The organism is Pseudoalteromonas sp. R3, assembly GCF_004014715.1.
In the GTDB taxonomy this organism is placed as follows: Bacteria; Pseudomonadota; Gammaproteobacteria; order Enterobacterales; family Alteromonadaceae; genus Pseudoalteromonas.
Map to the genome: position 1 here is coordinate 601,192 of NZ_CP034835.1, position 25,782 is coordinate 626,973.

General features: G+C 48.7%; 19 protein-coding genes and 3 pseudogenes. 10 read left to right on the forward strand and 12 right to left on the reverse strand.

Annotated elements, in window-relative coordinates:
* Positions 1–93: 93 nt before the first annotated feature.
* From ELR70_RS07565 to ELR70_RS07595, 6 genes and pseudogenes are all read left to right on the forward strand, one after another.
* Positions 94–891: a hypothetical protein gene (locus ELR70_RS07565; RefSeq protein ID WP_054014403.1), complete on the forward strand. Its 798-nt coding sequence runs from the start codon at positions 94–96 to the stop codon at positions 889–891.
* Positions 872–1,495: a LysE family transporter gene (locus ELR70_RS07570; RefSeq protein WP_054014404.1), complete on the forward strand. Its 624-nt coding sequence runs from the start codon at positions 872–874 to the stop codon at positions 1,493–1,495. Before ELR70_RS07565 ends, ELR70_RS07570 begins: the two co-directional genes overlap by 20 nt.
* A gap of 14 nt (positions 1,496–1,509) precedes the next feature.
* On the forward strand, positions 1,510–2,010 hold the full coding sequence (locus ELR70_RS07575) for a gamma-glutamylcyclotransferase family protein (RefSeq protein WP_054014405.1): 501 nt from the start codon (positions 1,510–1,512) through the stop codon (positions 2,008–2,010).
* Between the two features lie 15 nt (positions 2,011–2,025).
* On the forward strand, positions 2,026–3,606 hold the full coding sequence (locus ELR70_RS07580) for a serine hydrolase (RefSeq protein WP_082353128.1): 1,581 nt from the start codon (positions 2,026–2,028) through the stop codon (positions 3,604–3,606).
* Between the two features lie 87 nt (positions 3,607–3,693).
* Positions 3,694–4,610 (forward strand): annotated as a pseudogene (locus tag ELR70_RS07585) (histone deacetylase family protein).
* Positions 4,611–4,990: 380 nt separating this feature from the next.
* A pseudogene (locus ELR70_RS07595) lies at positions 4,991–7,542 on the forward strand (EAL domain-containing protein).
* A 15-nt stretch (positions 7,543–7,557) separates the two neighbouring features.
* Here the strand turns inward: ELR70_RS07595 and ELR70_RS07600 are convergent.
* The 12 genes and pseudogenes from ELR70_RS07600 to rsmD form a co-directional block, all read right to left on the reverse strand.
* Positions 7,558–8,385, reverse strand: a complete 828-nt coding sequence (locus tag ELR70_RS07600) for a DUF2797 domain-containing protein (RefSeq protein WP_054014409.1) — start codon at positions 8,383–8,385, stop codon at positions 7,558–7,560.
* A gap of 115 nt (positions 8,386–8,500) precedes the next feature.
* A complete protein-coding gene (gene purD / locus ELR70_RS07605; protein WP_054014410.1) occupies positions 8,501–9,784 on the reverse strand; it encodes a phosphoribosylamine--glycine ligase in 1,284 nt (427 codons plus the stop codon).
* Between the two features lie 15 nt (positions 9,785–9,799).
* The gene (locus ELR70_RS07610; RefSeq protein ID WP_054014411.1) at positions 9,800–10,624 is read right to left on the reverse strand and encodes a class I SAM-dependent methyltransferase; all 825 of its coding nucleotides are present in this window, start codon (positions 10,622–10,624) and stop codon (positions 9,800–9,802) included.
* 103 nt (positions 10,625–10,727) lie between these two features.
* Positions 10,728–12,314 carry a bifunctional phosphoribosylaminoimidazolecarboxamide formyltransferase/IMP cyclohydrolase gene (gene purH, locus ELR70_RS07615; protein ID WP_054014412.1) on the reverse strand — a complete coding sequence of 529 codons (1,587 nt, stop codon included), beginning with the start codon at positions 12,312–12,314 and terminating at the stop codon, positions 10,728–10,730.
* A gap of 238 nt (positions 12,315–12,552) precedes the next feature.
* Positions 12,553–12,843 carry a DNA-binding transcriptional regulator Fis gene (fis, locus tag ELR70_RS07620; RefSeq protein ID WP_010374122.1) on the reverse strand — a complete coding sequence of 97 codons (291 nt, stop codon included), beginning with the start codon at positions 12,841–12,843 and terminating at the stop codon, positions 12,553–12,555.
* A gap of 15 nt (positions 12,844–12,858) precedes the next feature.
* Complete coding sequence (dusB, locus tag ELR70_RS07625; RefSeq protein ID WP_082353129.1) at positions 12,859–13,830, reverse strand: tRNA dihydrouridine synthase DusB; 972 nt, start codon at positions 13,828–13,830, stop codon at positions 12,859–12,861.
* Between the two features lie 241 nt (positions 13,831–14,071).
* Positions 14,072–14,944 carry a 50S ribosomal protein L11 methyltransferase gene (gene prmA, locus ELR70_RS07630; protein WP_054014413.1) on the reverse strand — a complete coding sequence of 291 codons (873 nt, stop codon included), beginning with the start codon at positions 14,942–14,944 and terminating at the stop codon, positions 14,072–14,074.
* A gap of 90 nt (positions 14,945–15,034) precedes the next feature.
* A complete protein-coding gene (rpoD, locus tag ELR70_RS07635; RefSeq protein ID WP_054014414.1) occupies positions 15,035–16,879 on the reverse strand; it encodes an RNA polymerase sigma factor RpoD in 1,845 nt (614 codons plus the stop codon).
* 103 nt (positions 16,880–16,982) lie between these two features.
* Positions 16,983–18,739: pseudogene (dnaG, locus tag ELR70_RS07640) on the reverse strand (DNA primase).
* A 73-nt stretch (positions 18,740–18,812) separates the two neighbouring features.
* Positions 18,813–19,259, reverse strand: coding sequence for a GatB/YqeY domain-containing protein (locus ELR70_RS07645; RefSeq protein ID WP_054014416.1), 447 nt, complete (start codon positions 19,257–19,259; stop codon positions 18,813–18,815).
* An 18-nt stretch (positions 19,260–19,277) separates the two neighbouring features.
* Positions 19,278–19,493 (reverse strand): 30S ribosomal protein S21, encoded by a 216-nt coding sequence (rpsU, locus tag ELR70_RS07650; protein ID WP_010362466.1) that lies wholly within the window; start codon positions 19,491–19,493, stop codon positions 19,278–19,280.
* A gap of 230 nt (positions 19,494–19,723) precedes the next feature.
* Positions 19,724–20,302: a 16S rRNA (guanine(966)-N(2))-methyltransferase RsmD gene (rsmD, locus tag ELR70_RS07655; protein WP_054014417.1), complete on the reverse strand. Its 579-nt coding sequence runs from the start codon at positions 20,300–20,302 to the stop codon at positions 19,724–19,726.
* Between the two features lie 285 nt (positions 20,303–20,587).
* Between rsmD and ftsY the strand changes: the two genes are divergently transcribed.
* From ftsY to rpoH, 4 genes are all read left to right on the forward strand, one after another.
* The gene (gene ftsY, locus ELR70_RS07660; protein WP_082353130.1) at positions 20,588–22,717 is read left to right on the forward strand and encodes a signal recognition particle-docking protein FtsY; all 2,130 of its coding nucleotides are present in this window, start codon (positions 20,588–20,590) and stop codon (positions 22,715–22,717) included.
* Between the two features lie 81 nt (positions 22,718–22,798).
* Entirely contained in the window at positions 22,799–23,491 is a 693-nt protein-coding gene (gene ftsE, locus ELR70_RS07665) for a cell division ATP-binding protein FtsE (RefSeq protein ID WP_054014418.1), read from the forward strand.
* On the forward strand, positions 23,488–24,474 hold the full coding sequence (gene ftsX, locus ELR70_RS07670; RefSeq protein WP_054014419.1) for a permease-like cell division protein FtsX: 987 nt from the start codon (positions 23,488–23,490) through the stop codon (positions 24,472–24,474). Before ftsE ends, ftsX begins: the two co-directional genes overlap by 4 nt.
* Before the next feature lie 316 nt (positions 24,475–24,790).
* On the forward strand, positions 24,791–25,654 hold the full coding sequence (gene rpoH / locus ELR70_RS07675; protein ID WP_054014420.1) for an RNA polymerase sigma factor RpoH: 864 nt from the start codon (positions 24,791–24,793) through the stop codon (positions 25,652–25,654).
* Positions 25,655–25,782 lie beyond the last annotated feature (128 nt).

Genomic DNA, 25,782 nt, shown 5'->3' on the forward strand with positions numbered 1-25,782 from the left:
ATATAATAAGAATCTTTTCTTACGATGCCAAGTGATTCATGGTGCGCATAGCGTTTCTGAACTGACAGGCATGTATATGGATAACAGGATATTATGCGGGCGATATTTAAATCTAAACCGTTGCTGGAAGAGGCTCAGGCTCTACAGTTGATTACTTTGTTCGGTTGGGCGGTTGAACACTTTGATGTAGACTTTTTTCTTGCTCATACGCGGATTGTAGAGCCTACCGTGAAGGATTTCCCTGATCAGGTTAGCAGTGTTGAGCAGATGGCGCAGACCGTGTTTAATCGGGTGCGGGACTATGCCGGAATGCAAAATTGGCCTGTTACTTTGCTAGCCCCTCAGCAAATGCCGATGCAGCAAGCTTTTCCTCAGTTTAGCTTAACGGGCGGGCTTCGTGGTGAGCAGGTTTGCGTGTCTGAGCCACCGGCAATGCCTATTGCAATGTCATATAACCCTAACCAGATTAATCAGCCTCAGGATATGGTTGCAAGCCTGGCAGGTACTTTAGCTATGATCTTAATCCACAGGGTTGGCAAGTTACCGCCAGGTGGTGAGGCACATTTACCTGTCGCTGCGGATGTACTGGCTATTTATATGGGATTTGGAGTCATGCTGAGTAACAGCGCTTATCATTTCAGAGGCGGGTGTGGTTCTTGTTACAACGCTTATGCGAATCGTCAGGCTGCGCTCAGTGAAGCCGAAACCATATTTGTGCACGCGCTCGTGTGTTATTTTAAACCAGAATATAATGGGGCTAAACACCTGAAGCCACATTTAAGAAGTCTTTATAAGAAAGCCCAGAAACAGTTAAAGGGGATCATAAAATCGTCACCCGATCCGGTTTTACTGGCACTTGAGGAGCGCAGCCGTGTCGCCTTACCTGGATGAGTTTATTCTGATTGCGCTGGCCCATTTTTTTGCGGTGGCCAGTCCCGGACCGGATTTTGCGGTAGTATTGAAACAGAGCATCAGCTTTGGTCGGCGCAATGCACTGATGACCAGTGCGGGTGTTGGTCTTGGGATCTTGGTGCATGTCACCTATTGCTTGCTGGGTGTTGCATTGTTGCTATCTCAGTCACCCGAATTATTTAATGTCTTCAAATATCTTGCTGGCGCATACTTGGCATATATGGGAGTTCAGGCATTGCGGGCAACTGCTGCGCCGGCTTCTCAGCAAAATGATGCCGCGCAGCTGGTGCAGGAAAGTGCTTTTTCGGCACTTCGCCGCGGATTTTTGGTTAACGCCTTGAACCCAAAAGCTACCTTGTTTTTTCTCTCCTTGTTTACCCTAGTGATAGATCCCGACACGCCACAATCCGTACAACTTTTCTACGGATTATATATGGCTGTTGCAACCTGGTTATGGTTTTCATCACTGTCGCTAGTGTTGAGTAAAGCCGCGGTCCGTCGCTTTTTTCAGCGTGCCGGACACTGGTTTGATCGTGCAATCGGGGTGGTTTTACTTTTGCTGGCACTGAGATTGGTTATTTAACGCCGGGAGTTCATATGTCAGCAAGAGAAATACTGAATTTTGCTTTTGGTTCAAACTTAACACCTGCGCGCCTGCAAGCGCGTTTGCCCCAAGCCAGGTTAGTTGGCACAGCCTGGTTACCTGGTTATACACTGGGTTTTCGTCATCGGGGGCAGGACGGCTCTGCAAAGTGCTCTATTGAACCGGATAACAGCGGTAACGCTTGTGTCCATGGTGTGCTGTATGCGTTGACTGAACAAGAAGTTGCGCTGCTTGATAGCATAGAAGGAGAGGGCTATGCGCGTCAGTGCGTTGATGTGGTCCGTCAATGTGGCACTCAGACCACCGCGCATTGCTACCTTACTCAACAATTTCACAACGACCTGTTGCCGTTTTCCTGGTATCTGGAACATGTGCTTCGGGGCGTCCAATATCATCAGTTTCCCGCATCATATCAGCAGCTGTTATCCAGACAGCCTTGTATCCTGGATTTGGACTATCACAGGGCCCAGCGGGAGTTGTCTATTTATCAATAAGGAAGAAAAATAAAAATGAAGTACCAATTTGGCAGAGGTCTTATCGCCGCAGCGCTGCTGACTGTTATGCATACGCCAGTATTGGCCGGGCAGGTCACACCTAAAGTCAATGTCGCAGAGGTGGAACGAGCGGTCGTCGAAGCGATGGAGACATTTCATATTCCGGGTATCGCACTGGCTGTGGTTGAGCGCTCAGAAGTGGTACTGGCTAAGGGATTTGGGGTGCGCCATGTTGCATACCCAGATAAAGTAGACGCGAATACCTTGTTCGGCATTGCCTCTAATAGTAAAGCTTTTACTGCTGCGGCGTTGGCTATGCTGGTGGATGAAGGCAAGCTGAGCTGGGATGACAGAGTTATTAAACATATCCCCGAGTTTCGTTTGGCCGATCCCTATGCAACGCGTGAAATGACGATCCGTGATTTACTGAGCCATCGCAGTGGGTTGGGAAAAGGGGCTGGCGATTTGATGATTTGGCCGGACACCGACAAAACTATGTCAGACCTCCTTGAAGGGATTGCACATTTACCGGTAAACAGCAGTTTTCGCAGTGAATATGCCTACAATAACCTGATGTTTGTCGTAGCGGGCGAGGTGGTACATCGGGTGACTGGTCAGGATTGGCGTACATTTGTTGAACAACGTATGTTTAAGCCTCTGGGCATGAATACCTCCAAAGCCGGGTTTTCTAGGATACCGGCGCAAAACACCAACTGGGCCACGGGTAGTATTTACTGGGAGAACCAACTTACGCCATTCTTTATCGATTATCTGGAAGACTTCCGTGGCGCTGGTGCCATTGCCTCCAGCGCAAATGACATGAGCCGCTGGCTACTGACCCAGTTATCACAAGGACAAATACCAGAGGGTAAACGCTTGTTTAGTAGTGAACAGCAAACCCAGATGTGGTTGCCTCATATTATGCGTGCGCCCAGTAAAGAGGGTAAAAAATATTACCAGCAACAATTCAGAGGCTATGGATTGGGTTGGGCCATTGAAGATTATTTTGGTCATAAAAAAGTGGGCCATGGCGGTGGGATCCTGGGAATGGTCTCCCAGGTGGCAATGATACCGGGCAAAGAGCTGGGCGTGGTGGTGTTATCAAATCAGCAGGTTTACCCAGCTCTGACCGCCATCATTAATGAGGTATTTGAAGACGCACTCGGCTTGCCAGAACGAGACTGGGTGAAAGAAACCGCAGAGCGTTATTACGCAAAACGTGAGGAAACCTATCGTGAGGCGGGCGTCGTGAAAGTTGACAATCCTCAACCGGCATTGGCCAATCAGGTGTATACAGGTACCCTGAGCAGTCCCTGGTATGGCGATGTCATTATTGAAGAGCTGGAAGGTCAGTTGCATATCGACTTTACTCACACCGCGATGCTCAAAGGAAAGTTGGTACATCATACGGGTAATACCTTCGTTGTGCAGTGGCAACAACCTATGCTGGAGGCGGATGCCTATATTCACTTCACCTTGTCTCCATCGCAGCAGATTGAAGCGGCAAGCATGTCCTGGGTAAACCCGGATATCACAGATTTCAGTTTTGATTTCCATAATTTGCAGCTTACAGTTAAGTCGCTGCCAGAACAGTAAGCAGGCAGTTTACACCAAAGTATCAGGGCCTGCTCAAGTCGGCTCTGATACACTTAGGTTATTACTCCACGAAGGACTGGCTTTGCTATGCGTACGGCGTTGATCACTCACCCACTTTGCCGCAAACATAAAATGATTGCGGACCATCCGGAATGTCCTGAGCGTCTGGATGCCATTTCAGATCGTATTCTGGCCTCCGGATTGGATGTGGCTATTGAATATAAAACAGCCCCCAAGGCGACATTAGAAGATATTGCTCGAGTACATGATCAGGCACATATCTCTCGGGTATATGAGGCATTACCAGAGTCAGGTTTGGCAGAGCTCGATGGCGATACCTGGTTATGTCCGGATTCAATGAAAGCCATCGAGCGGGCTGTGGGAGCGGGCATCCTGGCCGTCGATGAGGTGTTAGCGGGTAAACTGGATGCGGCATTTTGCGCCGTTCGACCACCTGGTCATCATGCCAACCAACATAGTTCGTCGGGGTTCTGTGTATTCAATAATCTGGCCATTGCGGTGGCATATGCAAAGCAACAAGGAGTAGAGCGCATTGCGGTGCTGGACATCGATGTGCACCATGGCAACGGTACGCAGGATATAGTTCGGGACGATCCTCAGGTATTGTTCTGCTCTTTGTTTCAATATCCGTTCTATCCGAATACTGCGATTGAAAATACTGACTCAGTGTTAAATTCACCGCTGCCAGCTGGCAGCGACGGGCGTGACTTTCGGGCGCTGGTTGAGCAGCAATGGCTGCCCAGACTCAAGACGTTTTCACCCCAACTGATTTTCATCAGTGCCGGGTTTGATGGCCACCTTGAGGATGATATGGGGGCCTGAGTTTTGTCGAGCAGGACTATATCTGGTTTACCGAACAAGTGATTGCCTTTGCCAAAGCCCAGTCATGTCTGGGGATCATTTCCTACCTTGAAGGCGGCTATGATCTGTCATCGCTGGGGCGCAGTGTTGAGTGTCATGTTCGGGCACTGGCAGAAGCCTGAGGTCTGTCCTGTTAACGAATATTCTCTAACAGTTTAAAGGCATCTTCAACGCTGCATTCACTGAGTTTAGAGACGCAACACTGGCCTTCCTGTACTAAAGTTTGTTGCACTAATCGGGTGAGTGCATCGGCCGACAAGGGCGCTATTGTCTCCCGGAACGCGTCATATACTGGCCATTACGATAGATACAGATCCCCTCGTCAGGGCCCGAATAATGGCACATTTCCGTCAATTCATTTTCATTGCTGACATAGGCTAGACTTTGGTCTAACCATAATAGGAACGGGTAAGACTTTATTGTCATTATTTGTTCTTGGTCAAGGTTGTTTAAATTCTCTCCATTATACTCGATTAGATTGGCTGAAAGCGAGGCTGTGCTTATGATGGGCGATACACGTCAACTGCAAATTAAAGATGTTTACTCAAATAACCTGCTGTGTTGTGACTACACCACGCGTCTGTATGATGCGCTGAGTCTGATGAGAGAGCGGCGGGTCAGTTCAATATTTATTACGCAGGACGATAAAATCGTCGGAATTTGGACGGAGTCAGACTGTGTCAGCCTGGATTTCGAACACAGTGGGCTGGCACAGACCGCCATCGGCAATATCATGAACTCTCCGGTTCATGATATCCTGATCAGTCAAACGCTGAGTGAAGCGACCATCAAGTTTCATCAACTGGGGATCCGCCATTTACTGGTAAAGGATGCCCATAACCGGCCGTTGGGTGTGGTTTCTCTGTCTGACATTGTACGCAATCAGGGGCTGGACCACTATTTGCACTTTCGTCCCATAGAAGATCATTTTGAGTCACAGATCAGCACCTTGGATGCACAAGCGTGTATTTCTGAAGCCATTCATGCGATGCGCCGGGACAAGACCACCGCCGTTTTGGTTTATCATCAGTCCCTGGCTGAATACGGCATTATTACGCAACGGGATGTGGCCTATGTGATCCTCAATCAGGACTGGCGTATGCCTTGCTGGGAACTGGCCAGTTATCCCATGGAATCCATGACACCCAAAGACAGCTTGTTTGATGCTTATCGTCTGATGACCGCACGTTCGATTCGTCACCTGGTGATCCGTGAGCCAGGGTCCAACAAGGTGATGGGCTTACTGGCACTGAAAAATGTGCTGACAGAAATAGAAACGGCCTACTGCAGTGAATTGGAAAAGTGCTGGCTCAGCGTGACTTGGCATTGCAAAAGTCGGAGAAAAACCTCTATCTGGCGAATCGCATTATCGATGCATCGCTCGATGGTATTATGATCACCCGCGCCAACGGTGAGATCATCCAGATCAACCCGGCGTTTAGCGCGCTAACTGGGTATCAGGACTATGAAGTACTGGGTAAAAACCCCAGTATTCTCAGCTCCGGAGTACATGGTCAGGAGTACTATGAGCGTATGTGGAAGGAGTTGCGAAATAAGGGCGTCTGGCAGGGGGAGATCTGCAATAAACGTAAAAGTGGTGAAGTCTATGTAGAATGGCTGACTATTATTGAGATCAATGAACCCTACAGCGATGATGTCCTTTATGCGGCCATTTTCAGTGACATTACTGAGCGTAAAAATGCCGAAGAAAAAATTGCCCGGCTGGCCTATTTTGATGAACTGACCGGACTACCTAATCGGCGTTTGTTTTACGACAGACTGTCGATGGCACTGGCCTCAGCACAGCGTGATAAACATAAACTCAGCGTGATGTTCATCGATCTGGATCGCTTTAAAGAAGTCAATGACACGCTAGGCCACAGCGCCGGAGATAAGCTGCTCAGCCAGGTGAGTGAGCGGATCAAAGCCATCCTGAAACAAGGAGATACACTCGCTCGCCTCGGTGGTGATGAATTCGTGGTGTTGCTTACCGAAGTAGAGCACATGGAAGATGTTGTTAATTTTGCTGATCAGATCCTAAGTGAGCTCAGTGTGCCCTTTGCACTTGGAGAGCTTAACGTCACTGCCACGGCCTCTTTGGGTGCGGCAATCTACCCCGAAGACGGCCTTGACAGTGAGAGTCTGCTCAAACATGCGGACGTAGCAATGTATCGCTCCAAAGAGCTGGGGCGCAATTCGTTTCAATTATACAAAGCGTCAATGAATGCGCGTTCGCTGGAACGATTGTCGATGTTAAGCCGTTTTCAAAGTGCACTGGAAGGTGGGGAGTTTGAGCTACATTATCAGCCACTGCGCTGCCTGACCAGTGGTCGGATCATGAGTGTGGAATGCCTGCTGCGTTGGCAGGATCCAAACCTGGGCACTATTTCGCCTGCTCAGTTTATTCCGCTGGCCGAAGAGCTGGGTTTAATTGTCAAGCTGGATCAATGGGTGATTAACCAAGCTTGCCGGCAAATGGCGCTATGGTTGAATGAAGGACTAGATATACGCCGCATTGCAATTAATATCTCCGCCAGTCATCTCAGCCAGGGCGACTTGGTGATGACCATGGCCAAAGCACTGGAGCAACATAACCTGGATGGTCGTTATGTGGAGTTAGAACTGACCGAAACCAGCTTTGTCAGTAATCTACATGATGCCAAGGTCATGCTGAAGAAGCTCAAAACTCTGGGAGTCTCGATTGCATTGGATGATTTTGGCACCGGCTATTCGGCGCTGAGCTATTTGACCAAACTACCGATCGATATACTGAAAATTGATGCCAGTTTTATTGCCAAAATTCCCGATGAATATGGGAATAGCGAGATTGTTACGGCGATTGTCGCGATGGCTAAAGCACTGAACTTACATGTAGTGGCGGAAGGGGTTGAAAAATCGGTGCAGCAGAAGTTTTTGCAAAAGCTGGGGTGCCATACCATGCAGGGATATCACTACTGTCGCCCGTTGCCACAGTCAGAATGGCTTAACTTTTATCGCTCAGAGCGGGGCATAAGCGAGCTTGCGCCACCGCAACGTCTGGTAAGCGGCCGTTAAATAGCCGCGTATAATTTAGTCCAGGCTTACCGAGACTTCGTATGAAGTGAACTTACGGATATTGATCACACCTGTGTCAAAGATTAGGTACTGACCTTTAATACCTTGTAAGGTACCGCTGACAACCGGCTCTTTATCAAAGTTAAAGGAGCTGATTTTACTAGGGTAACTGGTAACCGGGAAGTTCAGATCTACCACTTCTTCATCCAGCCGCTCAATGGCCGTGGCGCCAAACAGTTCGGCCAGTTCGTCCAGCTTAGTCTGGATCTGAGGGATCAGCTCTGCTGCTGAGGCTTTGAGATCCAGCTCAGGATTTATGCCCTTAAGCATGTTGCGCCAGTTGGTTTTATCGGCAATAAATTCCGCCAATGCCACTTCCACTAAGCCAGATTGCAGGCGGGTCTGTACTTTGAAGATAGGTACAGCCTGTGTGGCACCCTGATCGATCCAGCGGGTTGGGATCTGGGTATGACGAGTGATACCGACTTTAAGGCCGGACGTATTTGCCAGATAAACGTAGTGGGGGATCATACAGTGGGTTTCACCCCACTCAGGTTCGCGGCAAGTGCCCTGATCGTAGTGGCAGGTTTCAGGCTTCATGATGCACATGTCGCAGCTGGCCAGCTTTTTCATGCACACAAAACAGTGTCCCTGTGAGTAGCTTTTCTTGGTTTTCTTGCCACAGTTACAGCAGAAAATATTGCCGCTGAAGGTGAGCGTCAGACGCTTGCCAATCAGGTCGTTCAATGGCAACAGGTCGTCGCCCACAGGTAACTGATAGTTTATGGTTGGTGCTGATGCACAATTCAATTGCGCCTGCATCTTACGTAGAGTACCTTGCATCTTTACGCCCCTAAAGATGGTTGAAATCGGCTATCCTAACAAAGCGCGACCTAGAGGTGAACAAAGGCGGGAAAATAAAAAACCGGGTCAGTGACCCGGTTTGGCGTTTTTTAACTTATTGCTCGCGGGCAATGGCGCGGTAGGCGATATCGGTTCGGTACTCAACACCGTCCCAGTTAATCTCCTGTACCAGTGCATACGCGCGTTTTTGCGCTTCTGTCACTGTGTGTCCTAAAGCAGTGGCACACAAGACACGTCCGCCCGCGGTAACCACAGCGTCACCATCTTGTTTCGTACCTGCATGGAAGACTTTTTCACCTTCCGAATAAGTAACACGCAGACCAGAGATAGCATCGCCTTTCGGATAGCTACCTGGGTAGCCCTTTGCTGCCAGTACAACGCCGACAGCAGCGCGAGGATCAAACTGAATCTCAGTCTGATCCAGCTCCTGACGGTTAGCCGCTTCAATCAGTGTGACCAAATCCGATTGCAAACGCAGCATGATAGGTTGCGTTTCAGGATCACCAAAACGACAGTTGTACTCAATGACTTTAGGTGTACCGTCTGCTGCAATCATCAGGCCTGCATACAGGAAGCCAGTATAAGGGTGGCCTTCTGCCGCCATGCCTTCAACGGTTGGTGTGATCACCTCATCCATAATGCGCTGGTGGATTTGGGCTGTCACAACCGGCGCTGGTGAGTAAGCTCCCATCCCACCTGTGTTAGGACCTTCGTCGCCATTATAAGCGCGCTTGTGGTCCTGACTGGTGGCGAATGGCAAAACGTTTTTACCATCGACCATCACGATGAACGAGGCTTCCTCACCTTCGAGGAATTCCTCAATCACCACGCGGCTACCAGCTTCACCAAATGCATTACCCGCCAGCATATCGCGAATAGCATCTTCAGCTTCAGCTTCGGTCATTGCCACAATCACGCCTTTACCGGCAGCCAGGCCATCTGCTTTGACTACAATGGGGGCGCCCTGTGCTTTGACATAGGCCAGAGCAGGTTCGATCTCTTCAAAGGTCTGATAGGCCGCTGTCGGGATCTGATGACGTGCTAAAAAGTCCTTAGTAAATGACTTCGAGCCTTCCAGCTGAGCTGCGCCCTGCGTCGGACCGAAAATAGCCAGGCCAGCTTCACGGAAGCGGTCTACTACGCCGATCACCAGTGGGGCTTCAGGGCCAACAATGGTCAGCTCGACCTTATTCTCTTTGGCAAAAGCCAATAGTGCATCGATGTCTTCCACACCAATGGCGACATTTTGCAGTTTTGGCTCAAGCGCCGTGCCTGCGTTGCCAGGGGCAACAAAGACAGTTTTTACAGATGGGTTTTGTGCAGCCTTGAACGCCAGAGCGTGTTCACGGCCACCGCTGCCAATGACGAGTATATTCATGGCAATTGATTCCTATTAAAGCTTTTTGAATTTCAGGGTCATTCGGTCGCTTTCCCCGATGGCCTTGTACTGCTCGGCCTTTTCGTCACCCAAAGCTAAACGTGGCGGTAAAGTCCACACGCCTTTCGGGTGGTTGGCACTGTCCAACGGGTTGGCGTTGATTTCACTGCTTGCAACTAATTCGAATCCAGCTTGTTTAGCGAGGTCGATGACATAGCTTTGCTTCATATAACCAGAACGTTTCTGATCTTTATCATCACGGTGTTCAGGTAAGCGGTGTTCTACCACACCCAGAATGCCACCTGGCTTCAGTGCTTTGTTAAATGACTGAAATGCCGACAGCACACCTTCGTCGCCCTGACGCATATACCAGTTGTGCACGTTACGGAAAGTCAGAACCATATCGGCGCTGCCCGCAGGCGCAATATTGGTGTGCGTACCTGGTGCAAACTCGGTAATTTTGACTTCACTGAAGCGTGTATCTTCTGCCACTTTTTGTTTAAAGCCATCCAGTGAGCGCTTGAAGTAGCCTTCACTGTTCGCCGGGAAATGTGCCGCATAGAGCGTCCCCTGACCTTTAACAACGGGTGCCAGAATTTCGCTATACCAGCCACCGCCAGGAGCGATTTCAACCACGGTCATGTTTGGCTGAAGGCCAAAAAACGCCAGTGTTTGCTCCGGATTACGATACTGGTCACGAGTGCGGTTATCCGCTTTGCGTTCTGCGCTTGCAACGGCAGAGGTGATCTCGCTGGATGCGCCGCTGTCAGTTGTGCTGTTACAGCCGCTCAGGGCGGTCAGAATACCTGCTGCGATGATAGATTTAATGGCAAATTTCATTGTCAGTTCCTTCACTGTCATTATTGTGATTGTCTGTGATTCACAATACTGGAAATTAGCGCAAACAAAAAGCGCGAAACGGTGAAGGTTTCGCGCTCATCGATTAGTGACGGAAGTGACGCATACCGGTGAAGACCATCGCCATGCCCGCTTCGTCGGCTGCGGCAATGACTTCTTCATCGCGCATTGAGCCGCCAGGCTGGATCACCGCAGTGATCCCGGCTTCGGCGGCAGCATCGATGCCATCGCGGAATGGGAAAAAGGCATCAGAGGCCATGACAGAGCCTTTGACTTCCAGATTTTCATCTGCGGCTTTAATACCCGCGATTTTCGCTGAGTACACACGGCTCATCTGGCCTGCACCCACACCTATGGTCATGCCATCGCGTGCATAAACGATTGCATTGGACTTAACGAACTTGGCGACTTTCCAGCAGAACATCAGATCTTTCAGCTCTTGCTCGGTTGGCTGGCGCTTAGACACGACTTTTAAATCGCTCGCCTGAACCATACCCTGGTCGCGGTCTTGAATCAGTACACCACCATTAACGCGTTTTATATCGACACCCGTTGTTGCAGTTTGCCACTCACCACACTCCAGCAAACGCACGTTCTTTTTCGCTGCCACAATTTGTGCCGCCGCATCAGAGATTTTAGGCGCAATGATCACCTCAACGAACTGACGTGAGATAATGGCTTCTGCCGTATCAGCATCCAGTTCACGGTTGAAGGCAATAATGCCACCAAATGCAGACGTTGGATCGGTTTTGAAGGCACGATCATAGGCACTGATAATGTCTTTATCTTCTGCCACGCCACAGGGGTTAGCGTGCTTAACGATCACACAGGCTGGCTCTGAGAAACTCTTCACACACTCAAGGGCAGCATCGGTATCAGCGATGTTGTTGTAAGACAGTGCTTTACCCTGAATCTGTTTTGCGGTTGCCACAGATGCTTCTTCAATGTCGTTTTCAACGTAGAAGGCTGCGTCCTGATGCGAGTTTTCACCGTAGCGCATATCCTGCTTCTTGGTGAACTGCATATTGATAGTGCGTGGAAACTTAGTGTCTTCGGCTGCCTCTTCGGTATAGTCTGGGACCATTTTACCGAAGTAATTGGCGATCATGCCGTCATACTGAGCTGTGTGTTCATAAGCTGCAATCGCAAGGTCAAAGCGCGTCTTGTACTCAGTTGAGCCATTGTTCGCTTTCATCTCGTTGATAACGCGATCATAATCAGAAGCATTCACAACAATGGTGACGTCTTTATGGTTTTTCGCTGCGGCACGAACCATAGTCGGGCCGCCGATGTCGATGTTCTCAATCGCATCTTCCAGTGAGCAGTCAGCTTTTGCAACGGTTTGTGCAAAGGGGTATAAGTTGACTACCACCATATCAATGGCTGAGATGTTGTTTTCTGCCATCACGCCTTCGTCCTGGCCGCGACGTGCCAAAATACCACCGTGGATTTTCGGGTGTAGGGTTTTGACCCGGCCGTCCATGATCTCCGGGTGACCGGTGTGGTCAGATACTTCAGTAACAGGAATGCCGTTTTCGGCGATGAGTTTACAGGTGCCGCCTGTTGATAAGAGTTCAACGCCTTGCTCGCTCAGCGCGCGGGCAAATTCAACGATACCGGTTTTGTCTGACACGCTCAGCAGCGCGCGACGAATTGGACGATGTATATCCATGATGGTTCAGGTTTCCTCAATGATAAGTTAAGGGCTAGCTTAGAAGTGCTGTATTTTAGCCTAACTTGGCTCAGAAAACGATTGAAAATGCGTGAGTGAGATTGAGAAAAACAGAGTTGCTTTTCGCTGTCAGTCTTTAATTGCAGGTAAGTGTTTTGTTTGTGGCAATAATCTGTCAGAGAGTAGGGTAAATAAAAAAAGCACCCGGAGGTGCTTTTTCAATTCCGACAGGAACGGATTAGTTCATGCCGTACTTTTTCAGTTTCTTACGTAGTGTACCACGGTTGATACCCAGTAAGATGGCAGCACGAGTTTGGTTACCACGTGTGTAAGTCATTACTTCTTCAAGTAGTGGTGCTTCAAGCTCAGAAAGAACCAACTCATAAACGTCTTGTACGTCCTGACCGTTAAGCTGTTTCAGGTAGTGGTGTACAGCTTTTTTCACTGCATCGCGAAGTGGTTGCGGTTTCTCTTGTGACTGAACATGAGCGTTAGTGATAAATGGAGAAGTCACATTTTGTTCGAACATCTTTATGTCTCTTTCTTAGTTAGCTGCTAGTGTTTCAAAATAGTGTTCTAATGTCTCGACCTGTGCATTGGCGTCGTCAAGAGCATTGAATACTCGCCTAAATTGACCTTCTTGGTCATGGGCCTGCAAATACCAGGACACATGTTTGCGTGCGATGCGTACACCCATCGGCATACCGTAGAATTGATGAAGGTTCACTAAGTGCTCCATCAAAATACTGCGAACCTCGGATAATTCCGGGGCTGCAAGCGTTTCTCCAGTACGCAAGTAATGGTCTATCTCCCGGAAAATCCAGGGACGACCTTGGGCTGCTCGACCAATCATGATGGCATCTGCGCCCGTAAATTCCAGCACCTGTTTGGCTTTTTGTGGAGAATCTATATCTCCATTGGCCACAACAGGAATGCCAACCGCCGCCTTGATCGCTTTGATCGTGGCATACTCGGCTTCGCCTTTATACATACATGCACGTGTGCGTCCATGTACGGCTAAAGAAGCGATGCCATTACGCTCGGCAATGCGGGCAATCTCGATACCATTGCGATTTTCCGGATCCCATCCTGTGCGAATTTTCAGGGTGACCGGGACATCCACTGCGTTGACCACAGCCTGAACTATCTCTTCCACCAGTTCCGGATATTGCAATAGTGCTGAGCCTGCCAGCTTTTTATTCACTTTCTTAGCGGGGCAGCCCATATTGATATCTATGATCTGCGCGCCATTACTGACATTGAACTGTGCGGCCTGTGCCATCAACTCGGGATCTGCCCCGGCAATTTGCACAGAACGGATACCCGACTCACCACTATGATCCATGCGGTTCATCGACTTATCGGTTTTCCAAACCTTAGGGTTTGAAGACAACATTTCTGACACCGCCAGTCCAGCACCTAAGCGCCGACATAATTGTCTGAAAGGCCTGTCGGTGATCCCCGCCATTGGCGCGACCATTAAGTTGTTTTCAAGTTGGTAAGGACCAATACGCACTGCAGTTCAATCCGCCTCTTTTCAAGGGGCGCTAAGTTTACGGTTTTTTTTGCAAAAATCAAAGGCTATAAATTGAACATAAGTGCTTTTTTTTTGAGCTTGACGGGTTGACTTTTTATAACAAACTGACTGAAGGTCAGAATTGCTTTAAAATTAACCGCTTTCATTTTGGCGAGGTGAAGAGAACGCTGTAAAAAATGCGTAAAGCCTGTTAACTAAGGGCTTTACGCGTGATAGGGCACTAACCTTTTTTTCCGCTCACTCGGGTCCACTCGCCTTCCTGAGCAATGGTATCGAGTGTAAGAAACGGGGCATAGACATCAGCAACCGATTGCGCCTGCTCTTCCAAAATACCTGACATGGCAATTTCACCGTCTGGTTTGAGGAATCCAAGGATCACTTCATGAAGCTCTCTGAGTGGTTGTGCCAGAATATTTGCCACTACGATATCGGCAGAAAATTCAGGTTGGTTCTCAGGTAAATACACTTCCAGCTGATCGGCTACGCCATTACGTGCAGCATTGTCCCGGCTGGCAACCAAAGCCTGTGGATCGATGTCGATACCTATCACTCGCTCTGCGCCCAGTTTGATCGCTGCGATCCCCAGGATCCCAGAGCCACAGCCAAAGTCGACCACGGTTTTGCCACTGAGGTCCTGTTGCTCCAGCCACTTTAGACATAATGCCGTGGTGGCATGGGTACCTGTGCCGAAGGCGAGCCCTGGGTCGAGTAGCACATTGACAGCATCCGGATCTGGCACATCGCGCCAGCTCGGGCAGATCCACAAACGCTCACCAAATTTAATAGGATGGAAGTTATCCATCCACTCTCGTTCCCAGTCTTTGTCTTCAAGCTGCTCCAGCTTATATTTGAGCGGCTGATCACTGGCTGTTTTTAAATAATCGACCACAGCTTGCATATCATGATTCGCTTCGAACAAACCAATGACTATGGTCTGTGGCCATAACAGGACTTCACCTGGCTTAGGTTCATATATGGGGTTATCTTGTCCGTCAATATAGGTGACAGATGGGCAGCCGATTTCCATCAACAGATCGCTGTAATGGTCGGCACTGGTTTTATCGGCATCAATGCGGATCTGGATCCAAGCCATAGTTCTTACCTATTTATAAATTGGGTCTATCGACCCCAGAGTAAACTAAAAAGGCCGCAAATGCGGCCTTTAATGATTCTGAATGAGCGATTAGCCTTTTACATCCAGGAAGCTCTTAAGTAAGTCAGAGCGTGAAGGGTGGCGAAGCTTACGCAAAGCCTTAGCTTCAATCTGACGGATACGTTCACGTGTCACGTCAAACTGCTTACCTACTTCTTCCAGAGTATGGTCGGTATTCATGTCGATACCAAAACGCATACGCAGTACCTTAGCCTCACGTGCCGTCAGGCCAGCAAGTACTTCATTGGTTGCTCCACGTAAGCTCTCCATTGTGGCTGAATCCACCGGCGACTCAATCGTTGTGTCTTCAATGAAATCACCCAGATGCGAATCTTCATCATCACCGATCGGTGTTTCCATAGAGATAGGCTCTTTGGCAATTTTCAGCACTTTACGGATTTTGTCTTCTGGCATCATCATACGCTCTGCCAGCTCTTCCGGACTTGGCTCACGACCCATCTCCTGTAGCATCTGACGAGAGATACGATTCAACTTGTTGATCGTCTCAATCATGTGTACCGGAATACGGATAGTACGTGCCTGATCCGCAATCGAGCGGGTAATTGCCTGACGGATCCACCAGGTTGCATAAGTCGAGAACTTGTAACCACGGCGGTATTCGAACTTATCAACCGCTTTCATCAGACCTATATTACCTTCTTGGATCAGATCCAAAAATTGTAGGCCACGGTTGGTATATTTCTTGGCAATCGAGATAACCAGACGTAAGTTAGCTTCAACCATTTCTTTCTTCGCACGGCGGGCTTTGGCCTCACCAATGCTCATGCGTCGGTTGATGTCTTTAATACGTTCAATGCTCAGGCCAGTGCTTTCTTCAATCGCAGTTAACTTGTTCACACAGCGCTCGATCTCTGGCTTGACTTCTGCCAGCTTAGCTGAGTGTTTGTCGCCTGCGGCAATTTCCGCATCAACCCAGGCCATGTCTGTTTCATTATTGGCAAAGTGCTTGATGAAGGTTTTCTTCGGCAGTTTTGCAATCTGAACAGCTTGCTTCATGATAATGCGTTCTTGTACACGAACGCGATCCATCATGTCGCGCATGTTATTTACCATGCGGTCAAACTGTTTTGGTACCAGTTTAAACTTACGGAAAAGCTCGCCAATCTCGGCGATAGCTGCTTGAGAATCCGGGTGTGCACGACCTTTTACTTCAAAACACTTACGTGCGTTGTTGTATAGGGTTCTTAATTCTTCGAAGTGCTCGCGTGCAATTTCAGGATCTGGTCCTGTGTCTGCGTCTTCTGAATCCTCGTCGTCTTCATCACCATCATCATCTTCATCATCTAAGTCTTCTTCGCTTAGCTCTGAACCGATGTGAGTTGCTGAAATCGGAGCTTCATCGTCTTCTAACGAGTCAAAGAAACCTGAAACGATATCGCTTAAGCGCATCTCTTCGGCTTCGTATTTGTCCCATTGCTCAAGCAGGTAGGTAATTGCTTCGGGATATTCGGCAACAGAGATCTGTACCTGGTTAATCCCCTCTTCAATTCGCTTAGCGATTTGGATTTCGCCCTCGCGCGTCAGCAGCTCAACCGTGCCCATTTCGCGCATGTACATGCGCACTGGGTCTGTGGTTCTGCCGATTTCTTTTTCTACCGTTGCCAATGCGGCAGCCGCTGCTTCGGCTGCATCCTCGTCGGTCGTGGTTTCCTGCATCATCAGTTCATCGGCATCAGGGGCAGATTCTGCTACCTGAATACCCATATCATTGATCATGCTAATGATATCTTCTACTTGATCCGAGTCGATGATGTCTTGTGGAAGATGATCGTTAACTTCTGCAAAAGTTAAGTAACCTTGCTCTTTACCTTTCTGAATCAGAAGTTTGAGTTGTGACTGAGGAGATTGATCCATAGAGATTATTGCTTCCACTCTGATAAAGTTGTTACAACGGGCGCCAGCTAAAAACCACACTATTTTGGTTGACGCAGTGAATAGAACATTATAACAGCAAAAATTATTTTTGACCAGTTCTTCGCGCACCTAACGCTTGGGTCAAAAGCGCGCATTCCAGTCGTTCATCGCTGTTTAAGCCTTCGGTTTTGTCTTTTATTAATAAGGTCTCAAGGCGCAAATTTAAACACTGATCTTCAATAAACTGAAAAGTATTTTTAAATTCATCAACCAGCTTTTCTTCATCTATATTGTGCTGCCAGGTTGCCAGTTTATTGAGTGCTGAATATTCAGGTGTATCCCTGAATGCTTCAAGAATATGCGCGGTGGTGTAATCGGGTCGCGATAAACAGGTTGCTTGTAAAGTCAGGAACAAACGCATACCGGGTAAGGGTAGCTCCGCCAGTTCAGGTAAGTGCTCAACGACAGATGCCAGGTTCGGATGCTGCAATAACAGACCAATGGCTCGACGCATTGGCGTAACCTTAAATTTGCGCTCTATGGCATGTTGTTTACGCGGCGTTGCCAGTTTGGCACTAAGCTGCTCGCGAGTACGACCGATCAAGCGTGCCAGGGTGGTCAATAAAGATTCCTGATAATACTCACTAGGCACTTTTTCAACCAATGGCAGGGCTTCACTGAGTAGTTTGGCTTTGCCGGCATCCGTGGTCAAATCACATTGCTCTGACAAACGTGCGAATAGTACTTTGCTGTAATCTTCAGCGTCTGCCAGGCGCTGCTCAAAGGCGTCTTTGCCTTCTTTTTGTACTAAGGAATCCGGGTCTTCGCCATCCGGGAGAAACACAAAGCGCAGTGACTTGCCATCTTTCAGGTTTGGCAGGGCATGCTCTAGTGCCCGCCAGGCAGCATCTTTACCAGCACGATCACCATCGTAACAGCAGATCACCTGATCGGTATTGCGAAATAAGGTTTGCATGTGTTCAGCAGTTGTTGCTGTGCCCAATGCCGCCACGGCATAGTCGATGCCATATTCTGACAGGGCGACGACATCCATATAACCTTCGACAATCAACACTTGTGCCAGCTGGCGATGAGCCTGCTTTGCTTCGTAAAAGCCATATAACTCAAAGCTTTTATGGAAAATTCGTGTTTCCGGTGAGTTGAGATACTTTGGTCCCTGATCTTGCCCCATAACACGACCGCCAAAGGCAATCACTCGGCCGCGTTTATCACGGATGGGAACATCAGCCGGTCGCGGAAAAAATCAAACTGACGGCCCGGTGACTTTTCTGTCGCAAGTTTCAATTCAACCAGCTGCTGACGTTGGGCTGGGTTACGTGCCAGCGTGCGGATAAGCTGATCCCACTCGGGCGGTGCAAAACCCATTTGAAACTTATCGACGGTTTGCTGAGATAAGCCACGCCCAGAAATATAGGCTTTAACCTCTGTGGATTTCTGATGCTGATTAAGTTGCTGCTGATAAAAGCGTGCAGTTTGTTGCATCAGATCGTAGTCGGACTTTTTTTCTTCGAAGCTACGCTGTGGCCCACTCAGACCTTGCTCTCTGGGGATCTCCAGGCTGAATTGCCCGGCCAGTTCTTCAATAGCATCGACAAACTCCAGCTTGTCGTATTCCATTAAAAATGAAATAGCGTTGCCGTTGGCACCGCAGCCAAAACAGTGATAGAACTGTTTGTCACGAGAGACAGTGAAAGAGGGAGACTTCTCGTTATGAAAAGGGCAACAGGCCTGATAATCTTTGCCGGCTTTTTTCAGACCGATACGGTTATCGATTAACTCAACGATGTCGGTTCTGGCCAACAAGTCGTCGATAAATTGTCTTGGAATTTTTCCTGCCATTTTTACCCTATCGCTTAGACGAAGAAACCGAGCGCTAGGCTCGGTTTACTCATAATCATACTTGATGCGGGGCTTATGCGCTAAGCTTCTGCTTAATTAAACCTGAAACTTTGCCCATATCAGCGCGACCTTCAGCTTTTGCTTTAATCACGCCCATCACTTTGCCCATGTCCTGCATGCCAGCGGCGCCGGTATCGGCGATTGCAGAGTCGATCAGTGTTGCTATCTCTTCTTCGCTCAAAGGTTGAGGTAAGAAGGATTCCAGCACAGTGATCTCACCAGCTTCTACGTCGGCTAAGTCTTCGCGGCCAGCGTCTTTATACTGAGTATAAGAATCGCGGCGTTGCTTTACCAGCTTCACTAAAACGGAGGTAATACCTGCGTCGTCCAGTGTCGTTTGGTTGTCGATTTCTCGTTGCTTAACTTCAGCGAGAACAGCACGAATAGCGGTAAGACGAAGTTTGTCCTTGGCTTTCATTGCTGCTTTTTGCGCGTCTTTTAACGTAGCTAACAGGCTCATATGCAAGACTCGCAGTGATTAGTATAATTTAACGCGACGTGCGTTTTCGCGAGAAAGCTTTTTCATGTGACGCTTAACTGCAGCAGCTTTTTTGCGCTTACGCTCAGCTGTTGGCTTTTCATAGTGCTCGCGACGACGAACTTCTGAAAGGATACCTGCTTTTTCACATGAACGCTTGAAACGACGAAGTGCTACGTCAAACGGTTCGTTCTCTCTTACTTTAATTACTGGCATTAAAAATTCACCTACCTAATTAGTGAGCTTTGCTCTAACCGACCAAAAAACGGTCAATTGGTTCAAAAATGGTGCGGTATTGTAAGCCGAAGCATCACCGCATGTAAAGATCAAATTATAGTTAAAATTGCTGCAGCTGTCATGCTCAAAGCCCGACGCGAGATTGGGTACGAGCATTTACACTAAACTGCCTATTATTTCAACTATTTAGCCTTGTTATTGCTGAGCGATTAAGTGCGCTGGAAGAGTCGACAGCAAACCTGACCCGCCAACTTTTCCTTTAAAACGGTCCAGTTTTCAGGGAATGAGGGTGTACTTTCGCGTTCAAACTCAACATAAATCAGAGCATCTTCACTTAACCAGTGATTGGCTTCAAGTAAATTACAACTAGTTTGCACCATATCGCGCCGAAAAGGCGGGTCAACAAAAACCAGATCATAAGCATGTGGGGCCTGAGAGGCCAGTTTAGCTAAGGCGTCGCCGTGCTCAACTTGGGCATTGTCCAGCTTGAGAGTGACAATATTTTGTTGTAACTGTTGGGCAACCTGTTTGTCGAATTCTAAAAAGGTGGCACTGTGAGCAAATCGTGACAAAGCCTCAAACCCCAGGCTACCGGAACCCGCAAAGCAATCTAATACTTTGGCATCTCTGACATCCTGCATCAGCCAGTTGAACAGAGTTTCTTTGACTCTGTCGGTGGTTGGTCTGAGTCCCTCTACGTCTTTGACCGGCAATTTACGACCCCGAAATCGACCACTGATCACACGGATATGCCCTGACACTGGCTTTTTAGGTTGTTGCTTTCTCATTTTTTACCAACTGCGTGCAAAAGATAACGCTCAGTATACCGCATCGGGGCAGGTCTATAGCAAGGTTTATTGCTGTGTTATACCGTAATCAGGCAGATATCATTAAGCTGTGATTTTTCATCCTATTGGAACATGGTACACTGTCGCCCCAGTAATGAAAGAGCTTGTTATCAGCCATGTTCATGGCCTGTCAGGTCTTCCTCCAGAGCGCTCATGCGCATGGATTATCTGCGCCAATAAGTTCTCACTAATTTGATTGCACACGAAAACGGTATTTAGCGAGTTATGGGTAAAAAGAGCAAAATTCTATCCTGGTTAGGGTTCGGAAAGTCAGACAAAAAACAGCAAGAAGCTGAACGAGAAGCCGCTCGCTTAGCCGAGGAACAGGCGGAGCGTGAAGAAGCCGAGCGTTTAGCGAAAGAGCAGGCAGAACGTGAAGAAGCTGAGCGCTTAGCCAAAGAGCAGGCGGAGCGTGAAGAAGCCGAGCGTTTAGCGAAAGAGCACGCGGAGCGTGAAGAAGCCGAACGTTTAGCGAAAGAGCAGGCGGAACGTGAAGCAGCCGAGCGTCTGGCGAAAGAGCAGGCGGAGCGTGAAGCAGCTGCGCGTCTGGCGAAAGAGCAGGCGGAACGTGAAGCAGCTGCGCGTCTGGCGAAAGAGCAGGCGGAACGTGAAGAAGCCGAGCGTCTGGCGAAAGAGCAGGCGGAACGTGAAGAAGCTGCGCGTCTGGCGAAAGAGCAGGCAGAGCGTGAAGAAGCCGAGCGTCTGGCGAAAGAGCAGGCAGAACGTGAAGAAGCAGAGCGCTTAGCCAAAGAGCAGGCGGAACGTGAAGAAGCCGAGCGCTTAGCCAAAGAGCAGGCGGAACGTGAAGCAGCCGAGCGTCTGGCGAAAGAGCAGGCAGAGCGTGAAGAGGCTGCGCGTTTAGCCAAAGAGCAGGCAGAGCGTGAAGAAGCCGAGCGCTTAGCCAAAGAGCAGGCAGAGCGTGAAGAAGCTGCGCGTCTGGCGAAAGAGCAGGCAGAGCGTGAAGAAGCCGAGCGTTTAGCGAAAGAGCAGGCGGAGCGTGAAGAAGCTGCGCGTTTAGCCAAAGAGCAGGCGGAGCGTGAAGAAGCCGAACGTTTAGCCAAAGAGCAGGCAGAGCGTGAAGAAGCCGAGCGCTTAGCGAAAGAGCAGGCGGAGCGTGAAGAAGCTGCGCGTTTAGCCAAAGAGCAGGCGGAGCGTGAAGAAGCCGAACGTTTAGCCAAAGAGCAGGCAGAGCGTGAAGAAGCCGAGCGCTTAGCCAAAGAGCAGGCGGAACGTGAGGAAGCTGAGCGTCTGGCGAAAGAGCAGGCGGAACGTGAAGAAGCCGAGCGTCTGGCGAAAGAGCAGGCAGAGCGTGAAGAAGCTGAGCGCTTAGCCAAAGAGCAGGCGGAACGTGAAGAAGCCGAACGTCTGGCGAAAGAGCAGGCAGAACGTGAGGAAGCTGAGCGTCAGGCTCAGGAACAAGAGAAGCCTAAAAAGAAAGGGTTCTTTGCACGCCTGAAGCAAGGCTTGTTAAAAACCAAGACCAACATCGGCTCCGGTTTTGCCAATATTTTCCGTGGTAAGAAGATCGACGATGAGTTATTCGAAGACCTTGAAACACAGTTACTGACGGCGGACATAGGTGTTGATACCACCATGAAGCTGATCGACAACCTGACCGATGCGGCAGATCGCAAACAGCTGAAAGACGGTGATGCCCTTTACGACCTGATGAAACAGGAAATGGCAGACATTCTGAAAGATGCTGAAAAGCCACTTGAGATCCCGGCCAATAAAAAGCCGTTTGTAATCTTGATGGTAGGTGTTAACGGTGTAGGTAAGACCACCACAATCGGTAAAATGGCTAAACAGTTCCAGGCCCAGGGTAAATCAGTCATGCTGGCTGCGGGTGATACGTTCAGGGCTGCGGCGGTTGAGCAGCTGCAAGTATGGGGTGAGCGCAACGATATTCCCGTGATTGCTCAGCATACTGGTGCGGATAGTGCTTCGGTGGTATTTGATGCCTTCCAGGCGGCACAAGCTCGTGATGTGGACGTCTTGATTGCGGATACAGCAGGTCGGCTGCAAAATAAAGATAACCTGATGCAGGAACTGGAAAAAATAGCACGCGTCATGAAGAAGCTAGATCCGGATGCGCCTCATGAAGTGATGCTAACCATAGATGCGGGTACCGGCCAGAATGCGATTAGTCAGGTGAAACTATTTGATCAGGCCGTGGGTCTGACCGGTATCACGCTGACTAAGCTGGATGGTACTGCAAAGGGCGGGGTGATCTTTGCGGTTGCTGATCAGTTTAAGGTGCCTATTCGCTACATTGGTGTGGGCGAAAGCATTGATGATCTGCGAACCTTCAAGAGCGATGACTTTATCGAAGCACTTTTTAGTCAGGATAATTAAGGTTAATACACAGGTGCTGTTCTGATCCTGCTTGTCGGGGTCAGGTAAACCGGAAGCAGTATAACGAAAGCAGGGCAGGCAATGATCAAGTTTGAGCAAGTCAGTAAAACTTACCCCGGAGGTCACCGGGCGCTGGAAAAGGTCAGTTTTGAACTCACTAAAGGTGAGCTGGCATTTCTGACCGGTCACAGTGGTGCAGGTAAGAGTACCCTGCTTAAGTTGATCAGCCTGATGGAGCGCCCGTCAGCAGGGCGGGTGGCTATCAATGGCGTCGATTTGAATCAAATCAAAAATAGTCAGGTGCCCTATATTCGTCGCGATATAGGCATCATATTCCAGAACCATCGCCTGCTGGAACGCTATAACGTATTCGACAATGTCGCACTGCCTTTGGTGATAGAAGGCACACATCACAAACATATGACTAAACGCGTCCATGCGGCGCTGGATAAGGTTGGTCTGCTGGATAAGGTAAAGTGTCAGCCGAGCACTTTATCCGGCGGTGAGCAGCAACGAGTGGGCATTGCCCGGGCGATTGTGAATTCGCCACCTCTATTACTGGCAGATGAGCCGACCGGTAACCTTGACCCTGAATTGTCGATGGAAATTCTCAAATTGTTTGAGGACTTCAATCGCCATGGCACCTCAGTGATGATCGCTACCCATGATCTGGGGTTGATCGCACGGATGAAATATCGCAGCCTGACCCTGGATCACGGCCGCTTGATTCAGGATCCTTTATTAGGGTCTTCGTTGCCGGGAGACACGCTATGAGTTTATTGTTCAAAGGCCGCGGTTCGCAAAACGACAAGCAAAGCAAATCAGTGATCCTGAAGTGCTACTTCTTCATTATTACTATACTGCGCCAGGGCGTGCACAGTTTAGGTGAGATGTGGCGAACACCCATGGCATCGATGATGACTATTTTGGTGTTAGGGCTGAGTCTGACGCTGCCAACCACACTTTACGTGGTGGTTAAGAATGTTCAGAAAGTCAGTAGCGGTTTTCAAGAAGCCGCAGAGATTTCTTTGTTCGTCAAAGAAACAGTGAGTGAGCAGGCGACGCAAACTCTGGTTAAACGATTAGCGCTGTATCCTGAAATTGAAACGGTGAGTTTCATCGGTAAAGATAAGGCGCTGGAAGAGTTTAAATCCATATCCGGATTCGGCCAGGCTCTGGATTATCTTGAAGAAAACCCATTGCCGAGTGTGGTACTCGTGACACCGACGGTACGCCATCGCAGTGCGCAGGCTGCCAATGCTTTGCTAAACAAACTTGAGCAGGAAAGAGAAATTGAGTTTGGTAAACTGGATATTGAATGGCTCGAACGCCTCAATGCTTTGCTCAGCCTGCTCAAAGAAAGCGTGATCACGATTGGACTACTGTTGCTTACGGCCGTTGTGCTTATCATAGGTAACACAATTCGCCTGTCTATTATGGATAAAAAAGAAGAGATCCAGGTACTAAAACTCGTCGGTGCAACGAACACTTTCATTCACACGCCATTTTTGTGGACTGGGATCTGGTATGGCATTATTGGCGGCCTGATTGCGTTTATCTGTGTCATGCTGATGTTGTGGTGGCTTGAGTCTGCAGTTGCTATGGTTGTAGGAGTTTACCAGAGTAACTTCGTATTACAGGGCTTATCGGGAAGCGAATTGTTGTGTTTGTTGCTGCTGGCTGTTGCCCTTGGCTTTGTCGGATCCTTTTTATCGGTACAGAAGTATATAAAGGACATTGAACCAGATAAGGTTTAGCACTTAGGCAGGGCACCTGATTAGATAAGCGAGTGCTAATTTGAGCTTAGACTTAGCACTCTTCCTGACACTTTTAGCACCTTTGCCTTCTTAATTAGCACTCCTGAATACCGCTTTCTGGCTTATCTGAACACAGGCTTAGCAAAAGTTACTTTTTACCTGTAAAAATAATCATTATAAATCAAAGTCTTAATTGTTAATTAAAGTGTAATAATAAAAGGCTTGATCTTTGTGGGTGAAAAGTAGTAGATTGCATTTAGCACTCTAAGGTAAAGAGTGCTAAAATTGGCAAAACGAATTATCACTGAGGTGAAAAATGAGTAAAGACATTTATGCGATGGCACTGACCGCTGGGCAACAAAGCGCGAGTATAGAAGGCTACCTACAATCGGTAAGTTCTATCCCAATGCTGGATGCTGAGCAGGAGAAAGCGCTGGCAACCCGCCTACATGAGGATGGGGACTTGCACGCAGCCAAGCAGCTCATTATCTCTCACTTACGATTTGTTGCGCATATTGCCAAAAGCTATTCCGGTTATGGCTTGCCGCAGGCAGACTTAATTCAGGAAGGTAACATCGGTCTGATGAAGGCGGTAAAGCGCTTCAATCCGACAGTGGGTGTGCGTCTGGTGTCGTTTGCAGTACACTGGATAAAGGCTGAAATCCACGAATATGTATTAAAGAACTGGCGCATTGTTAAGGTTGCGACGACAAAGGCGCAACGTAAATTATTCTTCAACCTGCGCAAAAATAAAAAGCGCCTGGGTTGGTTTAACCAGGAAGAGATCACCACAGTTGCTAATGAGCTGGGTGTGAGCGAGAAAGAAGTGCGTGAAATGGAGTCGCGCATGAGTGGTCAGGACATGGGCTTTGACCTGACGTCAGACGATGACGACAACGCACCGAGCAGCAGCTTCTCACCGGTCCAGTACTTGACGGATGCCAGCAGTGATGTGGCAGAGGTGATTGAAGAAGAGCAGTGGCAGGAGCAGTCTCAGAACCGTCTTATTGCTGCCATGAAGACGCTGGATGAGCGCTCTCAGGACATCGTTGCCGCACGCTGGTTGTCGGAAGATAAGGCAACGCTACAAGACTTGGCGGATAAATACCAGGTGTCAGCGGAGCGAGTACGTCAGCTTGAAAAATCTGCAATGAAAAAACTGCAGGCAGCAATGAGCTAATTATTTAAGTTATATAAGAAAGTTTTAGAGTGCCGCTCAACAGAGCGGCATTTTTTATGACTGTAATAAAATTGAGCTTACAAGTGTACGCCTATTTGATTATAATGCGCCGACTTGATAATAGGAGT